Annotated in this window: 18 protein-coding genes; 13 read left to right on the top strand and 5 right to left on the bottom strand. The window is 27.9% G+C overall.

Features of this window, described 5'->3' with window-relative positions; genetic code table 11:
* The 3 genes from Q0V15_RS06450 to Q0V15_RS06460 form a co-directional block, all read left to right on the top strand.
* The coding region (locus tag Q0V15_RS06450; RefSeq protein ID WP_297437171.1) for an IS607 family transposase at positions 1-627 on the top strand (627 nt) is incomplete at its 5' end.
* Entirely contained in the window at positions 575-1756 is a 1182-nt protein-coding gene (locus Q0V15_RS06455; RefSeq protein WP_297437173.1) for a transposase, read from the top strand. The genes Q0V15_RS06450 and Q0V15_RS06455, both read left to right, overlap by 53 nt.
* Positions 1757-1975: 219 nt before the next feature.
* A complete protein-coding gene (locus Q0V15_RS06460; protein ID WP_297437175.1) occupies positions 1976-3280 on the top strand; it encodes a peptidoglycan-binding protein in 1305 nt (434 codons plus the stop codon).
* 703 nt (positions 3281-3983) lie between these two features.
* Here Q0V15_RS06460 and Q0V15_RS06465 read toward each other — a convergent pair.
* Positions 3984-5033 carry a transporter gene (locus Q0V15_RS06465; protein ID WP_297437177.1) on the bottom strand — a complete coding sequence of 350 codons (1050 nt, stop codon included), beginning with the start codon at positions 5031-5033 and terminating at the stop codon, positions 3984-3986.
* A 239-nt stretch (positions 5034-5272) separates the two neighbouring features.
* Here Q0V15_RS06465 and Q0V15_RS06470 point away from each other — a divergent pair, with 239 nt between their 5' ends.
* The 6 genes from Q0V15_RS06470 to Q0V15_RS06495 all read left to right on the top strand — a co-directional run bounded on the left by Q0V15_RS06470 (position 5273) and on the right by Q0V15_RS06495 (position 10727).
* Complete coding sequence (locus Q0V15_RS06470) at positions 5273-6214, top strand: TIGR01212 family radical SAM protein (RefSeq protein WP_297437179.1); 942 nt, start codon at positions 5273-5275, stop codon at positions 6212-6214.
* A gap of 166 nt (positions 6215-6380) precedes the next feature.
* Entirely contained in the window at positions 6381-6527 is a 147-nt protein-coding gene (locus tag Q0V15_RS06475; protein ID WP_297437180.1) for a hypothetical protein, read from the top strand.
* Between the two features lie 58 nt (positions 6528-6585).
* Complete coding sequence (locus tag Q0V15_RS06480) at positions 6586-7311, top strand: BRO family protein (protein ID WP_297437181.1); 726 nt, start codon at positions 6586-6588, stop codon at positions 7309-7311.
* A 340-nt stretch (positions 7312-7651) separates the two neighbouring features.
* Positions 7652-8356 carry a 2-phosphosulfolactate phosphatase gene (locus tag Q0V15_RS06485; protein WP_297437183.1) on the top strand — a complete coding sequence of 235 codons (705 nt, stop codon included), beginning with the start codon at positions 7652-7654 and terminating at the stop codon, positions 8354-8356.
* A 78-nt stretch (positions 8357-8434) separates the two neighbouring features.
* The gene (locus tag Q0V15_RS06490) at positions 8435-8863 is read left to right on the top strand and encodes a hypothetical protein (protein WP_297437185.1); all 429 of its coding nucleotides are present in this window, start codon (positions 8435-8437) and stop codon (positions 8861-8863) included.
* Between the two features lie 106 nt (positions 8864-8969).
* Positions 8970-10727 (top strand): helicase-related protein, encoded by a 1758-nt coding sequence (locus Q0V15_RS06495; protein WP_297437187.1) that lies wholly within the window; start codon positions 8970-8972, stop codon positions 10725-10727.
* Positions 10728-10754: 27 nt separating this feature from the next.
* Here Q0V15_RS06495 and Q0V15_RS06500 read toward each other — a convergent pair whose 3' ends face one another.
* A complete protein-coding gene (locus Q0V15_RS06500; RefSeq protein WP_297437189.1) occupies positions 10755-11684 on the bottom strand; it encodes a multidrug resistance efflux transporter family protein in 930 nt (309 codons plus the stop codon).
* 197 nt (positions 11685-11881) lie between these two features.
* Between Q0V15_RS06500 and Q0V15_RS06505 the strand changes: the two genes are divergently transcribed.
* Together Q0V15_RS06505 and Q0V15_RS06510 are read left to right on the top strand one after the other, a co-directional pair.
* Positions 11882-12454, top strand: coding sequence for a helix-turn-helix domain-containing protein (locus tag Q0V15_RS06505; RefSeq protein WP_297437191.1), 573 nt, complete (start codon positions 11882-11884; stop codon positions 12452-12454).
* A gap of 75 nt (positions 12455-12529) precedes the next feature.
* Complete coding sequence (locus Q0V15_RS06510; protein WP_297437193.1) at positions 12530-13144, top strand: PH domain-containing protein; 615 nt, start codon at positions 12530-12532, stop codon at positions 13142-13144.
* Between the two features lie 43 nt (positions 13145-13187).
* On the opposite strand, the gene Q0V15_RS06515 is transcribed toward Q0V15_RS06510, so the two are convergent.
* On the bottom strand, positions 13188-13613 hold the full coding sequence (locus tag Q0V15_RS06515) for an EamA family transporter (protein WP_297437195.1): 426 nt from the start codon (positions 13611-13613) through the stop codon (positions 13188-13190).
* Between the two features lie 177 nt (positions 13614-13790).
* Here Q0V15_RS06515 and Q0V15_RS06520 point away from each other — a divergent pair, with 177 nt between their 5' ends.
* Together Q0V15_RS06520 and Q0V15_RS06525 are read left to right on the top strand one after the other, a co-directional pair.
* Positions 13791-15707 (top strand): ABC-F family ATP-binding cassette domain-containing protein, encoded by a 1917-nt coding sequence (locus tag Q0V15_RS06520; protein WP_297437197.1) that lies wholly within the window; start codon positions 13791-13793, stop codon positions 15705-15707.
* 261 nt (positions 15708-15968) lie between these two features.
* Entirely contained in the window at positions 15969-16589 is a 621-nt protein-coding gene (locus Q0V15_RS06525; protein ID WP_297437199.1) for a hypothetical protein, read from the top strand.
* A 107-nt stretch (positions 16590-16696) separates the two neighbouring features.
* Here Q0V15_RS06525 and Q0V15_RS06530 read toward each other — a convergent pair whose 3' ends face one another.
* Both Q0V15_RS06530 and Q0V15_RS06535 read right to left on the bottom strand, forming a co-directional pair.
* Positions 16697-16918 (bottom strand): (2Fe-2S)-binding protein, encoded by a 222-nt coding sequence (locus Q0V15_RS06530; protein WP_297437201.1) that lies wholly within the window; start codon positions 16916-16918, stop codon positions 16697-16699.
* A gap of 294 nt (positions 16919-17212) precedes the next feature.
* Positions 17213-18196, bottom strand: a complete 984-nt coding sequence (locus Q0V15_RS06535; protein WP_297437203.1) for a TDT family transporter — start codon at positions 18194-18196, stop codon at positions 17213-17215.
* Positions 18197-18372: the final 176 nt, after the last annotated feature.

The following is an 18372-nucleotide window of genomic DNA, read 5'->3' on the forward strand; positions in this document are numbered from 1 at the left end:
TTTGCAGAACTTTTAAACGTATCTGTTAAAACATTACAACGTTGGGACAGAGATAAGGTGCTTATAGCAAAGAGAACTCCTACTGATAGAAGATATTATACTTATAATCAGTATCTTGAATATAAAGGTTTTGATAGTGAGAATAACAATTCAAGAAAAATAATACTATACACTAGAGTTTCAACAAGTAATCAAAAAGATGATTTAAAAAATCAAATACTATTCTTACAGAATTTTGTTAATGCAAAAGGAGTGATAGTTGATGAAGTTGTTGAAGATATAGGAAGTGGCTTAAATTATAATCATAAAAAATGGAATAAATTAATTAATGAGTGTATGGAAAATAAAATAGACACTATTTATATTACGCACAAAGATAGGGTTATTAGATTTGGATATGAATGGTTTGAAAAACTTTTTGGCAAGTTTAGTGTAAAAATAATAGTAGTTAATAATGAATTGTTATCACCACAAGAAGAACTTGTTCAGGATATAGTTTCAATACTTCATGTTTTCTCGTGTAGAATATATGGAATGAGAAAGTATAAGAAAAAGATAGAGGAGGATAAAGAACTTGCTAAAAGCGTTCAAGACGGAGATAAAACCAACAAATCAACAAAAGATTAAAATAGAACAGAGCATAGGAGTTTGTAGATATCTCTACAATTCTTATGTAGCAAAAAATATTGAACTCTATAATGAGTTTAAAGAAGAAAAAATAGATGAAAAAGATGCCTTTATGAGTGCTAATAGCTTTGATAAGTATATCAACAATGAAGTTAAAGTATTGGAAAGTTTTTCTTGGATAAATACTGGTGGTTCTAAAGCTAGGAAGAAAGCTATCTGTGATGCAGAAACATCATTTAAAAGATTTTTCAAAGGTCTTGGTGGATTTCCTAGATTTAAAAAGAAAAAGAATCAAGATGTCAGTATTTATTTTCCAAAGAGTAATAAAACAGATTGGAAAATAGACAGACATAGACTAAATATTCCTACTTTAAAGTGGGTAAGACTAAAAGAATTTGGCTATATTCCTACGAGTGGAATAGTTAGAAGTGGTACAGTTTCAAAGAAAGCAGGAAGATACTTTGTATCAGTATTAATTGAAGTTAAAGAAATAATTAACGATAAGCCTTACTCTTGTGGTATTGGAATAGATTTAGGAATTAAAGATACTTTAATAGCAAGTAATACTATGAAGTTTAAAAATATTAATAAGACTTCAAATGTAAAAAGATTAGAAAGAAAACTAAAAAAAGAACAAAGAACTCTTTCAAGAAAATATGAAAGTTTAAAACTTAGAAAAAATAAAGAAAAAGGAGAAGCTACTAGACAAAATATCCAAAAACAAATAGCTAAGGTGCAAAGATATCATCAAAGATTAACTAATATTAGAAATGATTATAATAATAAAATAGTTGCAGAACTTGTGAAAATCAAACCAGTTTTTATAACTATTGAAGATTTAAATATTAGTGGAATGATGAAGAATAGACATCTATCAAAGGCAATAGCAAAACAAAAACTATATGATTTAACAACTAAACTTATTTCAAAAGCTAAACAAAATGGAATTGAAATAAGACAAGTAAGTAGGTGGTTTCCATCATCTAAAATTTGTAACAGTTGTGGAAATATAAAGTCTGATTTAAAACTATCAGATAGAATGTATAAATGTAGTTGTGGCTATGTATGTGATAGAGATTTACAAGCATCATATAATCTAAGAGATTGCAAAGAATACAAAATCATCTAACGTAAAATAGATATTTGTATATGTACCGTTGGCTAGACGGGAGTTTATGACTGTGGAGCATTATATCAAATTGGAGTAGCTTTAGCAAAACAAGATGCTAGGAAGCAGTAAAAATCTCGATATGGGTATATTTGTCCATATTTTGAGTAGCAGTAGTAAGAACTCTTAAATTTTATAAGCATATTATAAATAGATAAAAATTTTTAAGGAGACTTTAAAATGAGTAAACAAGGTAAGTTAAAATGCCAATGTTATGAAGGTGATACTATTAAGCCATTAGTTAATTCAAAAATTACATTAACTAATGATAAAAATGTTTTAGTTAAAGAATTTTACACAGATAGTTCTGGGGAGAGTGAAGTTGTAATACTTGATACACCAGACATTTCAGCGTCTCAAAAACCAGGGACAATTCCTTATAGTATTTATAATGTTTTAATTGAAAAAGACGGATTTAAACCACTTCAAATAAATGGAGTTCAGATTTATCCAAATAGAGTAGGTATTCAAAGTTGTAATATGAAGATGGCTACTGCCAGAGATAATAGAACTGAAGTTTTGGATATAAAGCCTAATAGGCTTATTGGTGGATTTGAAGAAAAGATACCAGAAGAGCCAGTTAAGTTATTACCAAAACCATCTAATACTGTAGTTTTACCAGAGGTTGTAGTGCCACAACTTATAGTTGTTCATGATGGTTCACCAAGTGATGATGCTGCTCCAAATCATACTATTGCATATATAGATTATATTAAAAATGTTGCTTCAAGTGAGATTTTTGCAACTTGGCCAAAGTCTACTATAATGGCAAATGTTTATTGCATAGTTTCTTTTACTTTAAATAGAATTTATACAGAGTGGTATAGAGGAAAAGGAAAAGATTTTGATGTTACTAATAATACTGGATATGACCAAGCTTATGTTCATGGAAGAACAATATATGATAGTGTAAGTGATGTTGTAGACCAATATTTTGCTAGTTACATTAGAAAGTTTAATGAAAAACAACCATTCCTTGCACAGTATTGCAATGGGACAACTTCTAAGCATGATGGATGGTTAACACAATGGGGAAGTAAATACCTAGGTGATCAAGGGAAAACTCCATATGAAATTTTGACACATTTCTATGGGTATAACATAGATATAGCAAAAGCACCAAAAGTTAAAGGGATACCAATGTCATTTCCAGGTTATACTTTGAAACTTCACTACAATGGTATATATGTTAAGAGAGTTCAAATATATTTAAACTCAATATCAAATAATTATCCACTTATAAATAAAGTTGCTGTTGATGGAATATATGGTGACTCAACTGCAAAAGCGGTTAGAACATATCAAAAAATATTTAATTTACCTATAACAGGGGCAGTTAATTATGGAACTTGGTATTCAATTTCTAATACTTATGTAGCAGTTAATAAACTTGCTGAAATGAGTAGAGGAGATGAAGAAACAGGATATTTTGTAGCACCATCAATGTTTGATTTTGAAAATAATTTACCAAGAGTTAAATACTAAAATAAAAAGCTTGTACTTATCTTTTGAGATAGGCACAAGCTTTTTAGTATTATATATACTTTTTAATTTTTATGCTTGAAGGACCTCTAAGTGTTAATAGTGAAATAACTATAAAGAAAGGTATAGCATAATAAAATATAAGGGTAAAGTTTAGTTTTAGAAAACTAGTACAATTAAAAACATTTATTATTCGAATTAAAAAATAGATAATATTAATAATTATTAGAGCTAGTATAGTATTTTTAAAAAATAGTTTAATTAGTGGAAAAGCAAGAATAGATGTAAGGGTTCTTTTCCTTGCACCAATAAGCCTCATGAGGAATATATACTTTCCTTTTAATTTTAAATTCATTTTTATATTTATAATAACTAGTAAGCCACCAAATGGGATTAATAGTATTAAAAATAGTGTTGATAATATATGTATCATATTTGTTAGAATAGTAAGCTGAGAATACTCAGATGCACCTACATAGCCTAATGTATTTAAAAATACATTTAAAAATATAAGTAAAATTACCATAAGATAAGTTAAAGAAATTTTTTTATCAAGTTTGGGTTCAATATTGTATTTTGGGTTATAATCTTCGATTTGAATCTCCCCCTTTTTCTTTTGTATATATAGTATTATATAGAAAAAAACTGAAAAAAGAAAATGAAAAACTTGTAGTTAAAATGTTTTAACTACAAGTTTAGCTTAATTTTATTTATGTTTTTTAAAGAAAAATCTAAAGCATTGGAAGATAAAAATAAGACTTAAGCCCCCAAAGATAGGGTATATTGTTTCTATTAAGTTTGAAAATCCAATTAGTGATATAGGAAGTGCTAAAAGAACTATTCCTATAACTGCCTTTTTAAAATCTATTTTGAAAGTTTGCTTAAGAGTTTGTCCTATTGAATAAACATCTGAAACTTCTGTTGAGAACATTTCGGCAAGAATTATTCCCATGAGCATTATTTGAATTGGCTTACCAAATCTATCTGCTACATATAAAAGTGGTATTTCATATTCATAGATATGTGGTTGATTTACAAGTAGCATCATATTTATTGCTATGCAAAGAAATGTTAGGATTCCAGCTCCAATGCAAATTCCTTTTATCATAGTTTTTTGATTTCCGTACTTTGTACTAATAGGTACAATTACTCCAGTACAACATAAAACATTATAACCAGCATAGAGAATTGTTGATAAAACCCATCCACTTGATGTATTTGACTCTGCTCTTAAAATATCTAGTGGATTTAAATTTTCACCAGAGAAAAATAGATAAAGTATAGTAAGTGTTGATATAACAAAAATAAGAGATGGAACTATTATTGCATTAATTTCTACAAGTCCATCTGTTCCTCTAAGTAGCACAAGTATTGCTATGGTTGCCATTATAAGAGTTCCAATTATTTTAGGTATTCCAAAAAATTGATTTAAAATAGCACCACTACCTGCAAGTATTATTGATGCACTACACATTAAGTAAATTGTTGTGATAATTCCTGTTAGTTTTCCAAAGATATTAGGACTTACAAGATTTATTACATCACTATATGACTTTAAATTATGTTCTATACTAAGTTTTGAAATTATTGAACATAGAAGAATATAAAAAATACCAGTAAAGATAATTCCAAATACACTTCTAATTCCGTAGGTTGTGAAAAATTCTGTTATTTCCTTTCCAGAGGCAAGCCCTGCACCTACTATTGTTCCTATAAATATTGTTGCTATCTGAAAGACTTGTTTTGCATCTTTCAATTTTAATTCCCCCTTGATAAAGTATTGCTATACTAAATATACAAATGAAAAATTATGTTTATTCATAAAAGATGTAATTACTTTCAGAAAGTTTTTTATTATGTAGAACTTATTAGGATTTTTGAAAAAATTATGATATTAAGATATAGTATAATAGAAAAGTTTACAGAATAATAAAGCTTAAAAAATAAGCTTTTAGATAGAGGGAATGGATAAATTAAAAGAAGGAAGGTTTTTTTATGATAAATGAAGATAAAAAATGGGGAGATAAAAGATATAATAGCTTTAATTATTTCCTAAGAGATAAATTTGGTTCAAAGGTTTTTAAAATTAGTTTAGATGGTGGATTTACTTGCCCTAATAGAGATGGAAAAGTTGCAAGAGGTGGATGTACTTTTTGTAGTTCAAGAGGTTCAGGAGATTTTGCAGGAGAAAGAATTCAACCACTTAATGAGCAATTTGAAGATGTTAAAATAATGATGAAGAAAAAGTGGAAGACAGCAGATAAGTATATAGCTTATTTTCAAGCTTACACAAATACATATGCACCAGTAGATGAGCTTCGTGCAAAGTATGAAGAGGCAATAAAGAATGAAGGTGTTGTAGCACTTGCTATAGGAACAAGACCTGATTGTATTGATGAAGATGTTTTAGATTTACTTGAAGAGATAAATAAAAAAGTATATGTTTGGCTTGAAATAGGGCTTCAAACAATCCATCAAGAAACTGCTGATAGTTTTAATAGAGGATATGACTTAGAAGTTTTTGATAAAGCTATTGAAGGACTTAAAAGTAGAGGGATTGATACAGTTGTTCACTCAATATTTGGACTTCCTGGTGAAACTAAAGAGATGATGCTTGAAACTGTTGATTATATTGTTAGTAAGAATGTTAGAGGAATTAAGTTCCACTTGCTTCATCTAATGGAAGGTACAGCAATGGTTAAAGATTATGAAGAAGGAAAACTTAAATTCCTAACACAAGAAGAATATATAGATTTAATATGTGAAGGAATATCAAGAATACCTGAAGATTTAGTTGTGCATAGACTTACAGGTGATGCTCCAAGAGATTTACTTATAGGACCAATGTGGAGTCTTAAAAAGTGGGAAGTATTAAATGATATAGATAAAACTTTAGAAGATAGAGGGATTTATCAAGGAAAAACTTATAAGAAATAATATATGAAAGACTTACTTTAAGTAGGTCTTTTTCTTTTTGAAAAAATATTTGGAAAACTTTTCTTTAAGACGTATATTTTTCTGAAATTTGCTTAAACTATGGTTGAACTCAATAATTTTTAAAAAAAAAGATGATTGAGTTAATTAAAATTAGGAGGTAATTGTTTTGAAGTTAATTAACTTAACAGTAAGAATACCAGAAGATTTACACAAAGAATTTAAAGTAGAAATGGTTTTAGAAGGTAAAACAATGCAAAGTCATATAATAGAATTAATTAAAGATGAAGTGAAAAGAATAAAAAGTAGTAAATAGTTAGTGGTGGCTAGAACAGAATTCGAGAAATAATTTTAAATTAGAGGAGGTTTTGGAAATGAGTAATATATTTACTCGAAATTTTAATGGAAGAGAAATATGTACTTTGATGTGGAATGGAAAGTTATGCTGGATAGGTGTTCATATTGTAGAAGCTTTAGAGTATGAAAAGCCATCAAAAACATTAAACCAATGTATTGAAGCAGAAGAGTTTGATATAGGTATAGAATATGATGTTTTAACTGGGGATAACCTTAATAAGTTTAAAAAGGATACCACCGTAGCGGTAGTAACCTCTATAAAATATGCTTCAAGGTTAACTATTTTATATGAAGATGGATTATATGGTTTTTTGCAATATACTGATATGCCAATTGGAATTGAGTTTAGAAAATGGCTTAGAAGAGAGGTTGTTCCTAGTTTGAGAGCTGAAGGGTTTTATAATATAGAAACTGAAATACCAAAGGATAAGTTTGAGAATACCATTGGTATAAGTTTAGAGGAAGTTAAGAATACCCTTTCAGTTTCAGATTTTAAAAATGATTTTAATGAGGAAAGAAAGATAAAGTTTTCTAGTAGTTTTAGATATAAGCATAGTTCAGATTTTGATTATAGTAAATTTGAAAGGTTTAAAATAGTTTCAAAAGATGCAGAAATGTTTAAAAAACTTTTAGATAAATCTAAGATAGAAAGTTTAGAACAGCTTATGTTTTTAAAAACTTTATATGAGGAAAGTGGAATAAATTTACCTTTCTTAAATTTAGAGGATTTAAGGGAAAGATAGTTTAATAGACTTATTTTTATAATTAGTGATAAAGAATGATATACATAATAAATTTTAGTAGGATTAATATGGAAAAAAATATAAAATCATCAATTTTGGTTACTTGATAAGTTACTATTTAAGTGTTATTTTTGACTTGTGTGATTATTCATTGATGTTTAAGACTTAGATTATAGCTTTTAGGCTTTAAAGGTTTTAGATACTAGAAAGTTTTCTATTATGTGTAGTCCTTGTTAGATGGAAGAGTAGTGTTGATTTTATCAATGCTACTTTTTTCAAGTTTTAGCTTAATTGTGATAAAATTATACATATAAAACAAAAGAAGAATGGGGGCGTTAAAATGAAGATAGATGTAGTAATATCTGCTGATTACATTAATAATGCAGAGTTAAAAGGACGAGTTGTAGTAGTTATAGATGTTTTAAGAGCAACATCTGTTATAGTTACAGCACTAGCGAGTGGTGCAAAGGAAATAATCCCAACACTAACTGTTGAGGAAGCTTTTGAAAAGAAAAGTAGTCTTGGTGGAAATGTGATTTTAGCTGGAGAAAGACAAGCTAAAATTGTTGAAGGATTTGATTTATCAAATTCACCATTATTATTTACAAAAGATTTTGTTGATGGGAAAACTGTTATTTTAAGTACTACAAATGGAACTAAAGCATTAAGTATTGCAAGTGGTGGTGATGAAGTTTTTGTTGCTAGTATTTTAAATGTGAAAGCAGTAGCAAAAAAACTTTTAGAACTGGGGAAAGATATTATGATTGTTAATGCTGGAACAAATGGAAAGTTATCAACAGATGATTTTATTTGTGGTGGATACATAATATCTGAAATATCTAAAGGGACAAACTGTGATTTAACTGATATAGCTAAAATTTCTAAAAATATTTATGAAAATAATAAAGATGTTAGAGCTTACATAGAAAATGCAACGCATTATGAAGTTCTTAAATCATTAGGACTTGAGGCTGATATAGAGTTTTGTTGTAAAAAAGATATATTTGATATAGTTCCAGAATTTAAAGATGGAAAATTGAAATAAAAATTTAATTATGTGAAGTAATTTATAATGTATAATTAATTTATAAATAAAAATAAGACGGGATTTTAGGAGGAGACTATGTTTTTAAGTGCGTTAAATAAAAAAGAATCAATAGCTTTTATAAATCTAATATCAGAATTTGCATTAGCAGATAAAAAACTTTGTTTAGAAGAGAAAGCTTTAATAGAAGAAGCTTGTGAAGAAATGGGACTAGATGATGATGGTCTTAAGACTATGGAACTTGAAGATGTTATAGAAGTTCTAAAAGACAGTTCAGAAAAAGTTAAGAACACAGTATACTTTGAGTTAACAAGATGTGGTCTTGTTGATGATAACTATGATATGCAAGAAGTTGAGTTTTTAAATGAAATTTCTGATAAGTTAAAAATAGCAAGAGCTACTAGATTTGCATTTGCAGGATATTTCTTTAAGTATTCAGATACTGATAGATTAAATACTGAAGAAGCAAGATCAGATGCGGCAGCAATTATAAATAATCATAAATAATATATGTAAGAAGTAGATAGCATTTGTATGTTATCTACTTTTTTGTTTAATATATTTAAATAGTGATAAAATAATATTATAGAAATAGAAAGAAAGGAGTTTTTTTATGAAAAGAAATGCAGCACAAAGGGAACTTAAAAAGTTACAAGGGCAGTATAAAAAAATAGAAGAGATAGTATACAATTCAGGTGTGAAGGCACTTTTAGAACATGATATTTCTGTTAGAAAAAAACTTCAAGTTATAAAAGAAATAGAAGAATTCAATTTAAAAGGGCAAAATGAATTATATGAGAATTATTTAGACTTATTAAAACATATATCTATAAGCCTTTTAGATGATTATAATAAAAAAAATGGTAGTAGCTTTAAGTTTTATGATATTATTTCTGAAAATTATAAAAATCTTATTAATTCAGGAATTAGAACTATTTTAGTTAAGGAACATATTCCAAAAGTTATTGCTAAAGAATTTGAGATGGCATTTCCTGATAACCCAAAAGATGAATATACTATTGCTAGAAGAATGGATAGAAAATTTATTATTCACCTTGGTGATACTAATACAGGGAAAACTTATAATGCTATGCAAAGATTAAAAACTGCTAGAAAAGGTGTGTATTTATCACCACTTAGAATTTTAGCGCTTGAAATTTATGAAAGACTTAATAGTGAGGGAGTTATTTGTAATTTATCAACTGGTGAGGAAGAAGATATAAAAGATGGAGCAACTCATACTAGTTCAACTATTGAAAAAGCAAATCTTAGAAGTGTTTATGATATAGCAGTTATTGATGAAATTCAGATGATTAATGATATGCAAAGAGGGGATGCTTGGACAAGGGCAGTTCTTGGGATTCCAGCAAATGAGATTCATATATGTGGAGCATTAAATAGTAAAAAGTTGCTTGTAAAAATACTTGAAGATTGTAAAGCAGCGTATGAAATTAAAGAGTATGTTAGAAATACACCACTTATAATTGAAACAAATCCGTTTAATTTAAATGATGCAATTGAGGGTGATGCAATAGTTTTATTCTCTAAAAAGAAAGTTCTTGAAACAGCACAGACTTATTCAAAAATGGGAATAAAGGCAAGTATAATTTATGGTGATTTACCTCCAGAGGTTAGAAAAAAACAGTATGACCAGTTTATAAATAAGGAAAATCAAATAATCATAACAACAGATGCGATTGGAATGGGAGTTAATCTACCGATTAGAAGAGTTATATTTTTAAATACTAAAAAGTTTGATGGTGAGGAAGTTAGAGAGCTTAAATCACAGGAAGTTAAACAAATTGGTGGTAGGGCTGGTAGAAAAGGAATATATGAAATAGGATATATTGCTACAATACAAGGATGGAGTGAATTTATTAGAAATAGAATTGAAGAAACTGATGAAGCAATAAAATCAGCAGTGCTTGGACCATCAGAAGCAATTTTAACAATTGAAGGGCTAAGACTTAGAGAAAAGCTTGCACTTTGGAAAGAAAAAGATACAAAGCTTGAGTATTATAGAAAAATGGATATTTCAGAGTATTTATTAATTCTTGATAGGGTAGAAAAATATAAATTATCAGATAAAGATGAGTGGAAACTTTTAAAGGTTGCATTTGATGTTACACAAGATGATTTAATGAATACATTTCTTAATTTTGTGGATGAAGTATTTATTTTAAAATATAAAGAATTATTAAAACCAGAATGTTTAAGTGAAAGCTTAACAGAACTTGAAATGTATTATCAAAAAGTAAATATGTATTATTCATTCTCAAAGAATTTTAAATTAGAACTTGATATAGATTGGATAAAATCTGAAAGACTTAGAGTGAGTGAAGAAATAAATAAACTGCTTATAAACCTATAAAAAAGAGTCGCAAATGCGGCTCTTTTATTATTTTACAAAGGAGTTTAAAATCATACCAGCTATTACAATTATAATTCCAACAAGTGATAGTCCAGTAGGTAAGCTTGTACCTATAAAAATCATAGAACCTATGATAGTGAAAATTACAACACCGGCTTGTGTTGCTTCAACTCCAGCAAGAAGTGAAAGATTATTTTGAGCTTTACTAGTTGCAAAAAAGAATAATACAGTAGCAATTACGCCAGAGAATATAGCTAGTATCAAGGCTTGCATAACACTTTCTTTAGATAACCCACCAGAATTGTTATAGCCAATAATAGCAAAAATTAAGGCTAGTGGAATACTTACAAAAGCTACACCAAATGACCTTTGAAAACTATTTATATCTTTACCTAGTTTCTCCATAAGCTTTCTATTTCCTAAAGGATACATAAAAGCTGCAAAAACAACAGGAACAAATCCATTAAATAGTTCTATTAAAGTCATTGAACTTGACTCTGCGTATTGCATTAAAAGAACTCCAAAAAGTATAGATAGTGAAATTATTAATCTTTTAACTGGAATTTTACCTTTAACCATTTTTGTACCATTTTTAGTTTTTATGATCGTAGTAAAGAGTGGTGAAAGTAAAAGCCCTGCAATTATAGTAGTTTGCCAACTTCCCGCTACAAGCCAAGATGGAGCAAACTCTGTTGAGAAACTTAGTAATGAATAAAATCCAATCCCAGCAAGGTTTCCCCAAATCAGCCAAGTCCAAAAATTTTCTTTTATTGATTTAAGCGTAGATTTAAATTCTTTTCTAAAAAGCACTATTAAAAATAAGAATGGTAGAGCAAGTAAGAATCTTAGTGATGAAGTCCAAGCCCAATTAGTTCCACCAACTCCCATTATTTTAGTTACAACAAATGTTGCAGAGAAAAATATAGATGAAATTAGTCCGATTAATATTGCATACATATAAATACCCCCTGATTTTATAGTTTTATTTTATGTATATAATAATATACTTTTTTAATATAGATGTAAAGTATAATATGCATAAATGGTTATAAAGTATATTTTAATTAACATTAAATTGAATTTAGTAAAAAAAAGATATATTATATTTATAAGGGTTTTAGAAAATTATTATTAGAAATAAGGAGAGGTAAAAGATGATGTTAGAAGATTTATCATCTCAAAATTTTATTGCTGAGATAGGGAAAATTATAAGGAAAATAAGATTAGAACAAAATTTAAGTTTAGAAGAATTAGCAAAAAAAACAGGTGTTAGTAGACTTACTTTAACAAAAATAGAACATGGTGATGCAAATCCATCTATAAATATAATTTGGAAAATATGTAATGCTTTATCAGTACAATTCACAGAATTATTTAATGTGAATGAAAGGATAATGTTATCGAAAGCATCTGAAGGAAAGTGTATAGAGGCTGAAGATAAATCGTTTAGAATAGATTTTATGTTTAGAGAAGATAGTAAAAGTCCAACAGAATTTTTTAGAATATATTTATCAGAAAATAAAACTATATTAACAGAAAAACATAATAAGGGAAGTGTAGAAATTGCTACTGTTATGAAAGGGAGAGTTTTAATTAAAGTAGAAGATGAAGAGTTTATATTAGATGAATTTGATTCAGTTAAGTTTAATGCTGATAGAAATCATGAATATAAAAATATTTCTGATGGTGAAACAGTAATAAATACAACAATAATATATAATAAATAGTTAGAATAGGTTAATATAAATATGTAAGATATAAATTGAATTATGGTATAAATTTAAATTAAAGGGGAGATTTAAATGTTTGGAAAATTTGCATCAGATACACTTGGTTTATCAGATATAGGGAAAATAATTAGCCCAGAAGATTTTCATAAAGTTGATTCAGACGATTATATATTTAGTGAGGATAATGAAAAAATATTTTTCCTTATTAAGTCTAAATCAGATGAATATTGCTTCACAGATAGAGCATTAATACATGTTGATGGAGCAACAGCAATTAGTAAAAAAAGAGATCTTTTAAGATATGAGTATTTCTTGAATCCAATAACAAATGTAAGTCTTGAAACAGCTGGAACAATAGATTTAGATGTTGAGATTAAATTTACTATCGGGGAAAAATACTTATCAATAGATGTTGATAAGAAACAACTTGAACAGCTTAAAGATTTATATAAAGCACTAATTGCAATTCAAATGGTTCAAAGAGAAAATAGAGTTCATCTTGAGTTAAGCAAGGAAAGTCTTAATATGGCTTTAAACTCAATGGGTAAAATAATGAGTAATACACAGAATATTGCAATGGATATTAAAAATATAAATGAGTATGCTTTTAATTGGATGAATGTTAATAAAGAAACATTTACTAAAAAAGACTACACAGATGTATTTGAAAAATATATAAATAATTAAAAAATAGACAAGACCTTTGATAAAAGGGCTTGTCTATTTTCATTTAGAATAAAGCTACTAAGATAGAGCCTACACCAATCATTATAACGCCAACCATAGCTTTGATTGATAAAGTTTCCTTTAAGAATACTACAGCTACAAGCACAGTTAAAACTACTGATAATTTATCTATAGGTGCAACTTGTGTTACTTTCCCATGTTTTAAAGCTATATTCATGCATAGCCAAGATAAAGCACCACAAACCCCTGTTAATCCAAGATATATTAAATCTTTTTTGTGTGTTAGTAAATCTCCAGCAGAGGAAAAATCACCTCTAAAACTAGAAACGCCTATAAAGAATAATGCCATAATAATTGCTTTTATTGTTCCTGCTAGTGAGGGACTTAAATTAGATACTCCTATTTTAGTGAAAATAGTTGAAAGAGCTGCTGTTATAGCTGCAAGAATTGCATAAAATAACCATGTCATAATAAAAAATCTCCTTATTAAACGAATACTCAATACTATACTCCTTTTGATAATACTTGTACATAATAAAACTTTACGCAGTTTACATAATTAATCAATAAAATCCTTATGTGTTAGAATAGATATATATATGGTATTATTTAAAAGAAAATGGTTTTAGAAAAGGATGATGAAAATATGAATTTAATAACATTAGAAAACGTAAGTAAAAGTTTTTCAGAAAAAACTTTAATAGATAATATATCAATAGGAATAAATGATGGAGATAAAATTGGTATCATTGGAGTAAATGGTGCTGGTAAATCAACATTCCTTAAACTTGTTGCAGGAGTTTCAGAAGCAGATTCAGGTAGCATAATAAAAGGAAATAGAGTTAGGATCGAGTATTTATCACAAAGTCCAGAGTATGATGAAAATTTGACTGTAATAGAGCAAGTTTTTAAAGGTAACTCACCAGAAATGAAAGTTTTAAGAGATTATCAAGTTGTTTTAGATGAACTTGAGAAACATAGTGATGATGAAAAAGTTATTCAAAGACTTATGGAGGTACAAGGAAAAGTTGATGATTTAAATCTTTGGGGAATTGAAAGTGAAGCTAAGATGGTTTTAACAAAGCTTGGAGTTCATGACTTTTCAGCTAAAGTTTCAACACTTTCAGGAGGACAAAGAAAGAGAATAGCTCTTGCTTCAGCGCTTATAACTCCTTGTGAATTATTAATTTTAGATGAGCCTACTAACCATCTTGATAATAATACAATTTCTTGGCTTGAAGAATATCTTAATAGTAGAAAAAATGCACTTCTTATGATAACTCATGATAGATATTTCCTTGATAGAGTTACAAATAGAATTTTAGAAGTAGATAGAGGAAGAATGTTTAGTTATGATGGTAACTATTCTATATTCCTAGAAAAGAAAATAGAAAGAGTAGATAGAGAAAAAGCTGAAGAATCAAAAAGACAAAACCTTATAAGAACTGAACTTAAATGGGTTATGAGAGGTGCTAAAGCTAGAACAACAAAGCAAAGTGCTAGACTTCAAAGATTTGAGGCATTAACAAGTATCGAAAGCTTCAAAGAATATGAAGATGTTGAAATCTCTGTTATAGGGACAAGACTTGGTAAGAAAATATTAGAATTCCATAATGTTTCAAAAGCATTTGGGGATAGAACTTTAATAAAAGACTTTAACTATATAACAATTAAGCAAGATAGAATTGGTATAGTTGGAGAAAATGGTATGGGTAAATCAACATTAATTAAAATGATTAATGAAGATATTCAGCCATGTAGTGGAGAAATTATCAAAGGTGAAACTGTTAAAGTTGGATGTTTCTCACAAGATACAGATGGTATGGATCCAAATATGAGAGCAATTGATTATATAAAAGAAGTTGCAGAGTACATAGGAACTGCTGATGGAAGTAAAATAACAGCAGGAGAAATGTGTGAAAAGTTCTTATTTGATGGTAATATGCAATATACACTAATAGAAAAATTATCAGGTGGAGAAAGAAGAAGACTTCAACTTTTAAGAGTATTAATGGCTGGACCTAATATACTTTTACTTGATGAGCCAACAAATGACCTTGATATAAGTACACTTCAAATACTTGAGTCATATCTTGATACTTTTGCAGGAATAGTAATAACAGTATCTCACGATAGATATTTCCTTGATAGAGTATGTAGAAAAATATTTGCATATGAAGGCGCAGCAAATATTAGACAATATGTAGGAAACTATAGTGATTATTTAATAGTTAAAGAAGTAGAAGATATGAATGCTAAAGAGCCGGTGGTAGTAAAAGTTGAAGAAAAGAAAATTGAAGTAAAAGAAAATAAATATAGTAAGCAAGCTAAATTATCATACAAAGACCAAAAAGAGTTTGATAATATAGAAGGTGATATAGCAATTATTGAAACTAAGATTGAAAAACTTGATGAAACTATGGCAAATAGTGCGAGTGAATATTCAAAACTTCAGGAGCTTACACAAGAAAAAACAAAATTAGAAAAAAATCTTGAAGATAAATATGCAAGATGGGAAGTTTTAAATGAACTTGTAGCTGAAATAGAAGGAAATAAAAAATAAATAAATTTCAAAAAATAAGTTGTATAAAATATACAGCTTATTTTTTTATATGTAATTCAGTAAATTGCTGTTAAATAGCATTATAGCAAGGGGAAAAGTACTATTTATTTTTATAGTAAAGCGTAGATATTATCTATAAAAAATATTTTAATGACACAAATATGGAAACTCACTTATAGAATATATTAAAAAACAAGAATACATTTTGAAATTAACAAATATGTATTTTAGTAAAGTAAGATAAAAAATGAGGGAGTACAATTGAAAAAATATAGTTATCCTAGATTTGTTGATAAAAAAAATATAGAAAAGATTGAAGATATAGAAAATCATAGATTGTTTAAATTATCAGTTCCTTTAAATTTTGAGGGGGATAAATCAGCTCTCATTATTACAAGGTCACCAAGAATTTATAATGAAGATGGTTCAAGTCATATTATAAGCAAGGCTTTAAAATATATAAAAACAAAGATTCATGAGGAATTTTATGGAATATCTAAGGTGGAGTTTGTATTTTTATTTCCAGTAAGCGAGTATAACGAGGAATATTTATATACAATTCTTGATGAAAGTGGAGAAAAGCACTTTATAGGAAATGATGGTTTTTATGATGATAATGGAAGTCTTATAAAAAATGATGATTTAATATTTTATGCAATGATGGAAGCGGATTATATAGTTTTTGCTTGGGGAGATATGCCTCCAGAAATAAATTATGTTGGAAGTGAGAGAGTTAAATATATTTTAAAGGGGTATAAGATGATTAAAAATAATAGTGATAATATAAAAGAAACTTATAATATTGGTTATACAGAATCAGGAACACCAAAGCATTGTTTGATGTGGAGAGAAACTGATAATATATATAGATTTGAAGTTTAAATAAAATAAAAAGAGGTGTATCTACCGAAAAGATACACCTCTTTTTTTTACTAATAGGGAGATACAAAATCAATTTAAAGGAATCAATTTTGTAATATATCGAAAGACTAATTAGCAGAATAATCAGCGATTAATTCTTCAATTTTGCCTTTACATTTGTATCCATTACATGAACCTTTACCTGCTCCAGTTGCATTTTGCACCTTTTCGTAAGTATCAGCACCATTTGCAATGGCATCTTTAATTGCTTTTCTTGAGATTGCTTTGCATAAGCAAACTTTTGTGATTTTATCAAGCACTGCTTGATTTACATTGTTATTATCATTCATACTTTTAATTCTCCTAAAACTCTTTTGAATTGTTTATAAATACTAACCTTGCGTAATACATCAAAGTGTATACTCTTTGAATTTTAAAAGTTTAAAGCACTTTTTTTATAAAGGGAAATGGAATTAATTTGTTATGAATTTATTATCACATACCCGATAGGAAAAGTCAACTTTAAAATGAAAAAAGATTATTTAATAATAATAATTACTTTTGATAGTATGAAAGGCTAATTGTAGTTAATAGATTATAGAATAAAAAAAGAAAACACCATAATTGATGTTTCCTTTGATAATTTATTTTGAAAGTTTATAAGAATTAATATCTCTTGCTCTTTCAATTTCTAATATTGTTTTTATAAGTAAAATTATAAAGTTTATAACAACATATAAGATTACAAGTGAACCAATAGCAAGTTCAATATTTGAAATTGTTTTAAAGAAAGTTCCATATGCTACGCTATATTTCCCAAATAATACACTAGTTTTCCACATAGCAAGCATACTTATAGCAAGTGGGAAAGTAAAAGCTGCATATCCGGCTTTAAATCCTTGTTTTATGAATTTTGGAAGTTCGATATAAACAAGAAGTACATTAAAAATTGAAGTTGCAATTAAATACCAAAGAACAAATTCATTATGAACAGTTGTTGTTGTAAGGTATGATGCAAGTACAAGGCTTGATGGTGCAGCCATAATTCCTATTGTAGAAGCTGCTGGGATAGATATTTTATGGTTATGAATATAAACTCTAAATAACATAATTGGGTAGAATGGTAAGTATAAAACTATTCCGAAATAAGTTAAGAAGTTAGCTATTTCAGGGAAGCCCATTCCTCTACTACCAACACTTGCAACACATACTCCAACTAAAACAACGTTCCATGATGGTAACATATCTCTTGGTTTGAAGTTCTTAAGTCTTAGACCAAAGAAGAAAGTAAACAGACTAAGGTGAACAACTATTCCAACAAGCCAAATTGCTTTTGCGAAAGTTGGAAGATAAGGAAGTAAGTATCCTGCTAAAGCAAATGCAGCCATATCTATTGTTGGATAAAATCCTCCAGCAATTGGGTTTTTAAGTTCTTCATAGGCATGTTTTGGGTGAATTATTATTTTTCCTATCATAAATGTCATTGCAATAACTGCAAATATAATTGCTGGTATTTTTAAAAATTTAACTCCATGAATTGCCCAAACATTGGCAAGTGTCATAAATCCAAGAGATGTACCAATAGCACCAATTGGGAAAAGTTTAGTTTTATTTATATAATGTTTCATAATTTCTCCTATCAAATTTCATTTATCTTTTGTATTAAGCAATTAAGTGTTTGCTTCTTATCTATAGTATAGTATTAAAAGTATAATAGGTAAAATACTAATATTTAGTTATATATATAACTAAATGACTATGGTTAAAAGAAAAAAATTAGATGGCTATAAAACCATCTAATTTA

The organism is uncultured Clostridium sp. (genome assembly GCF_947036855.1).
GTDB lineage: Bacteria > Bacillota > Clostridia > Clostridiales > Clostridiaceae > Sarcina.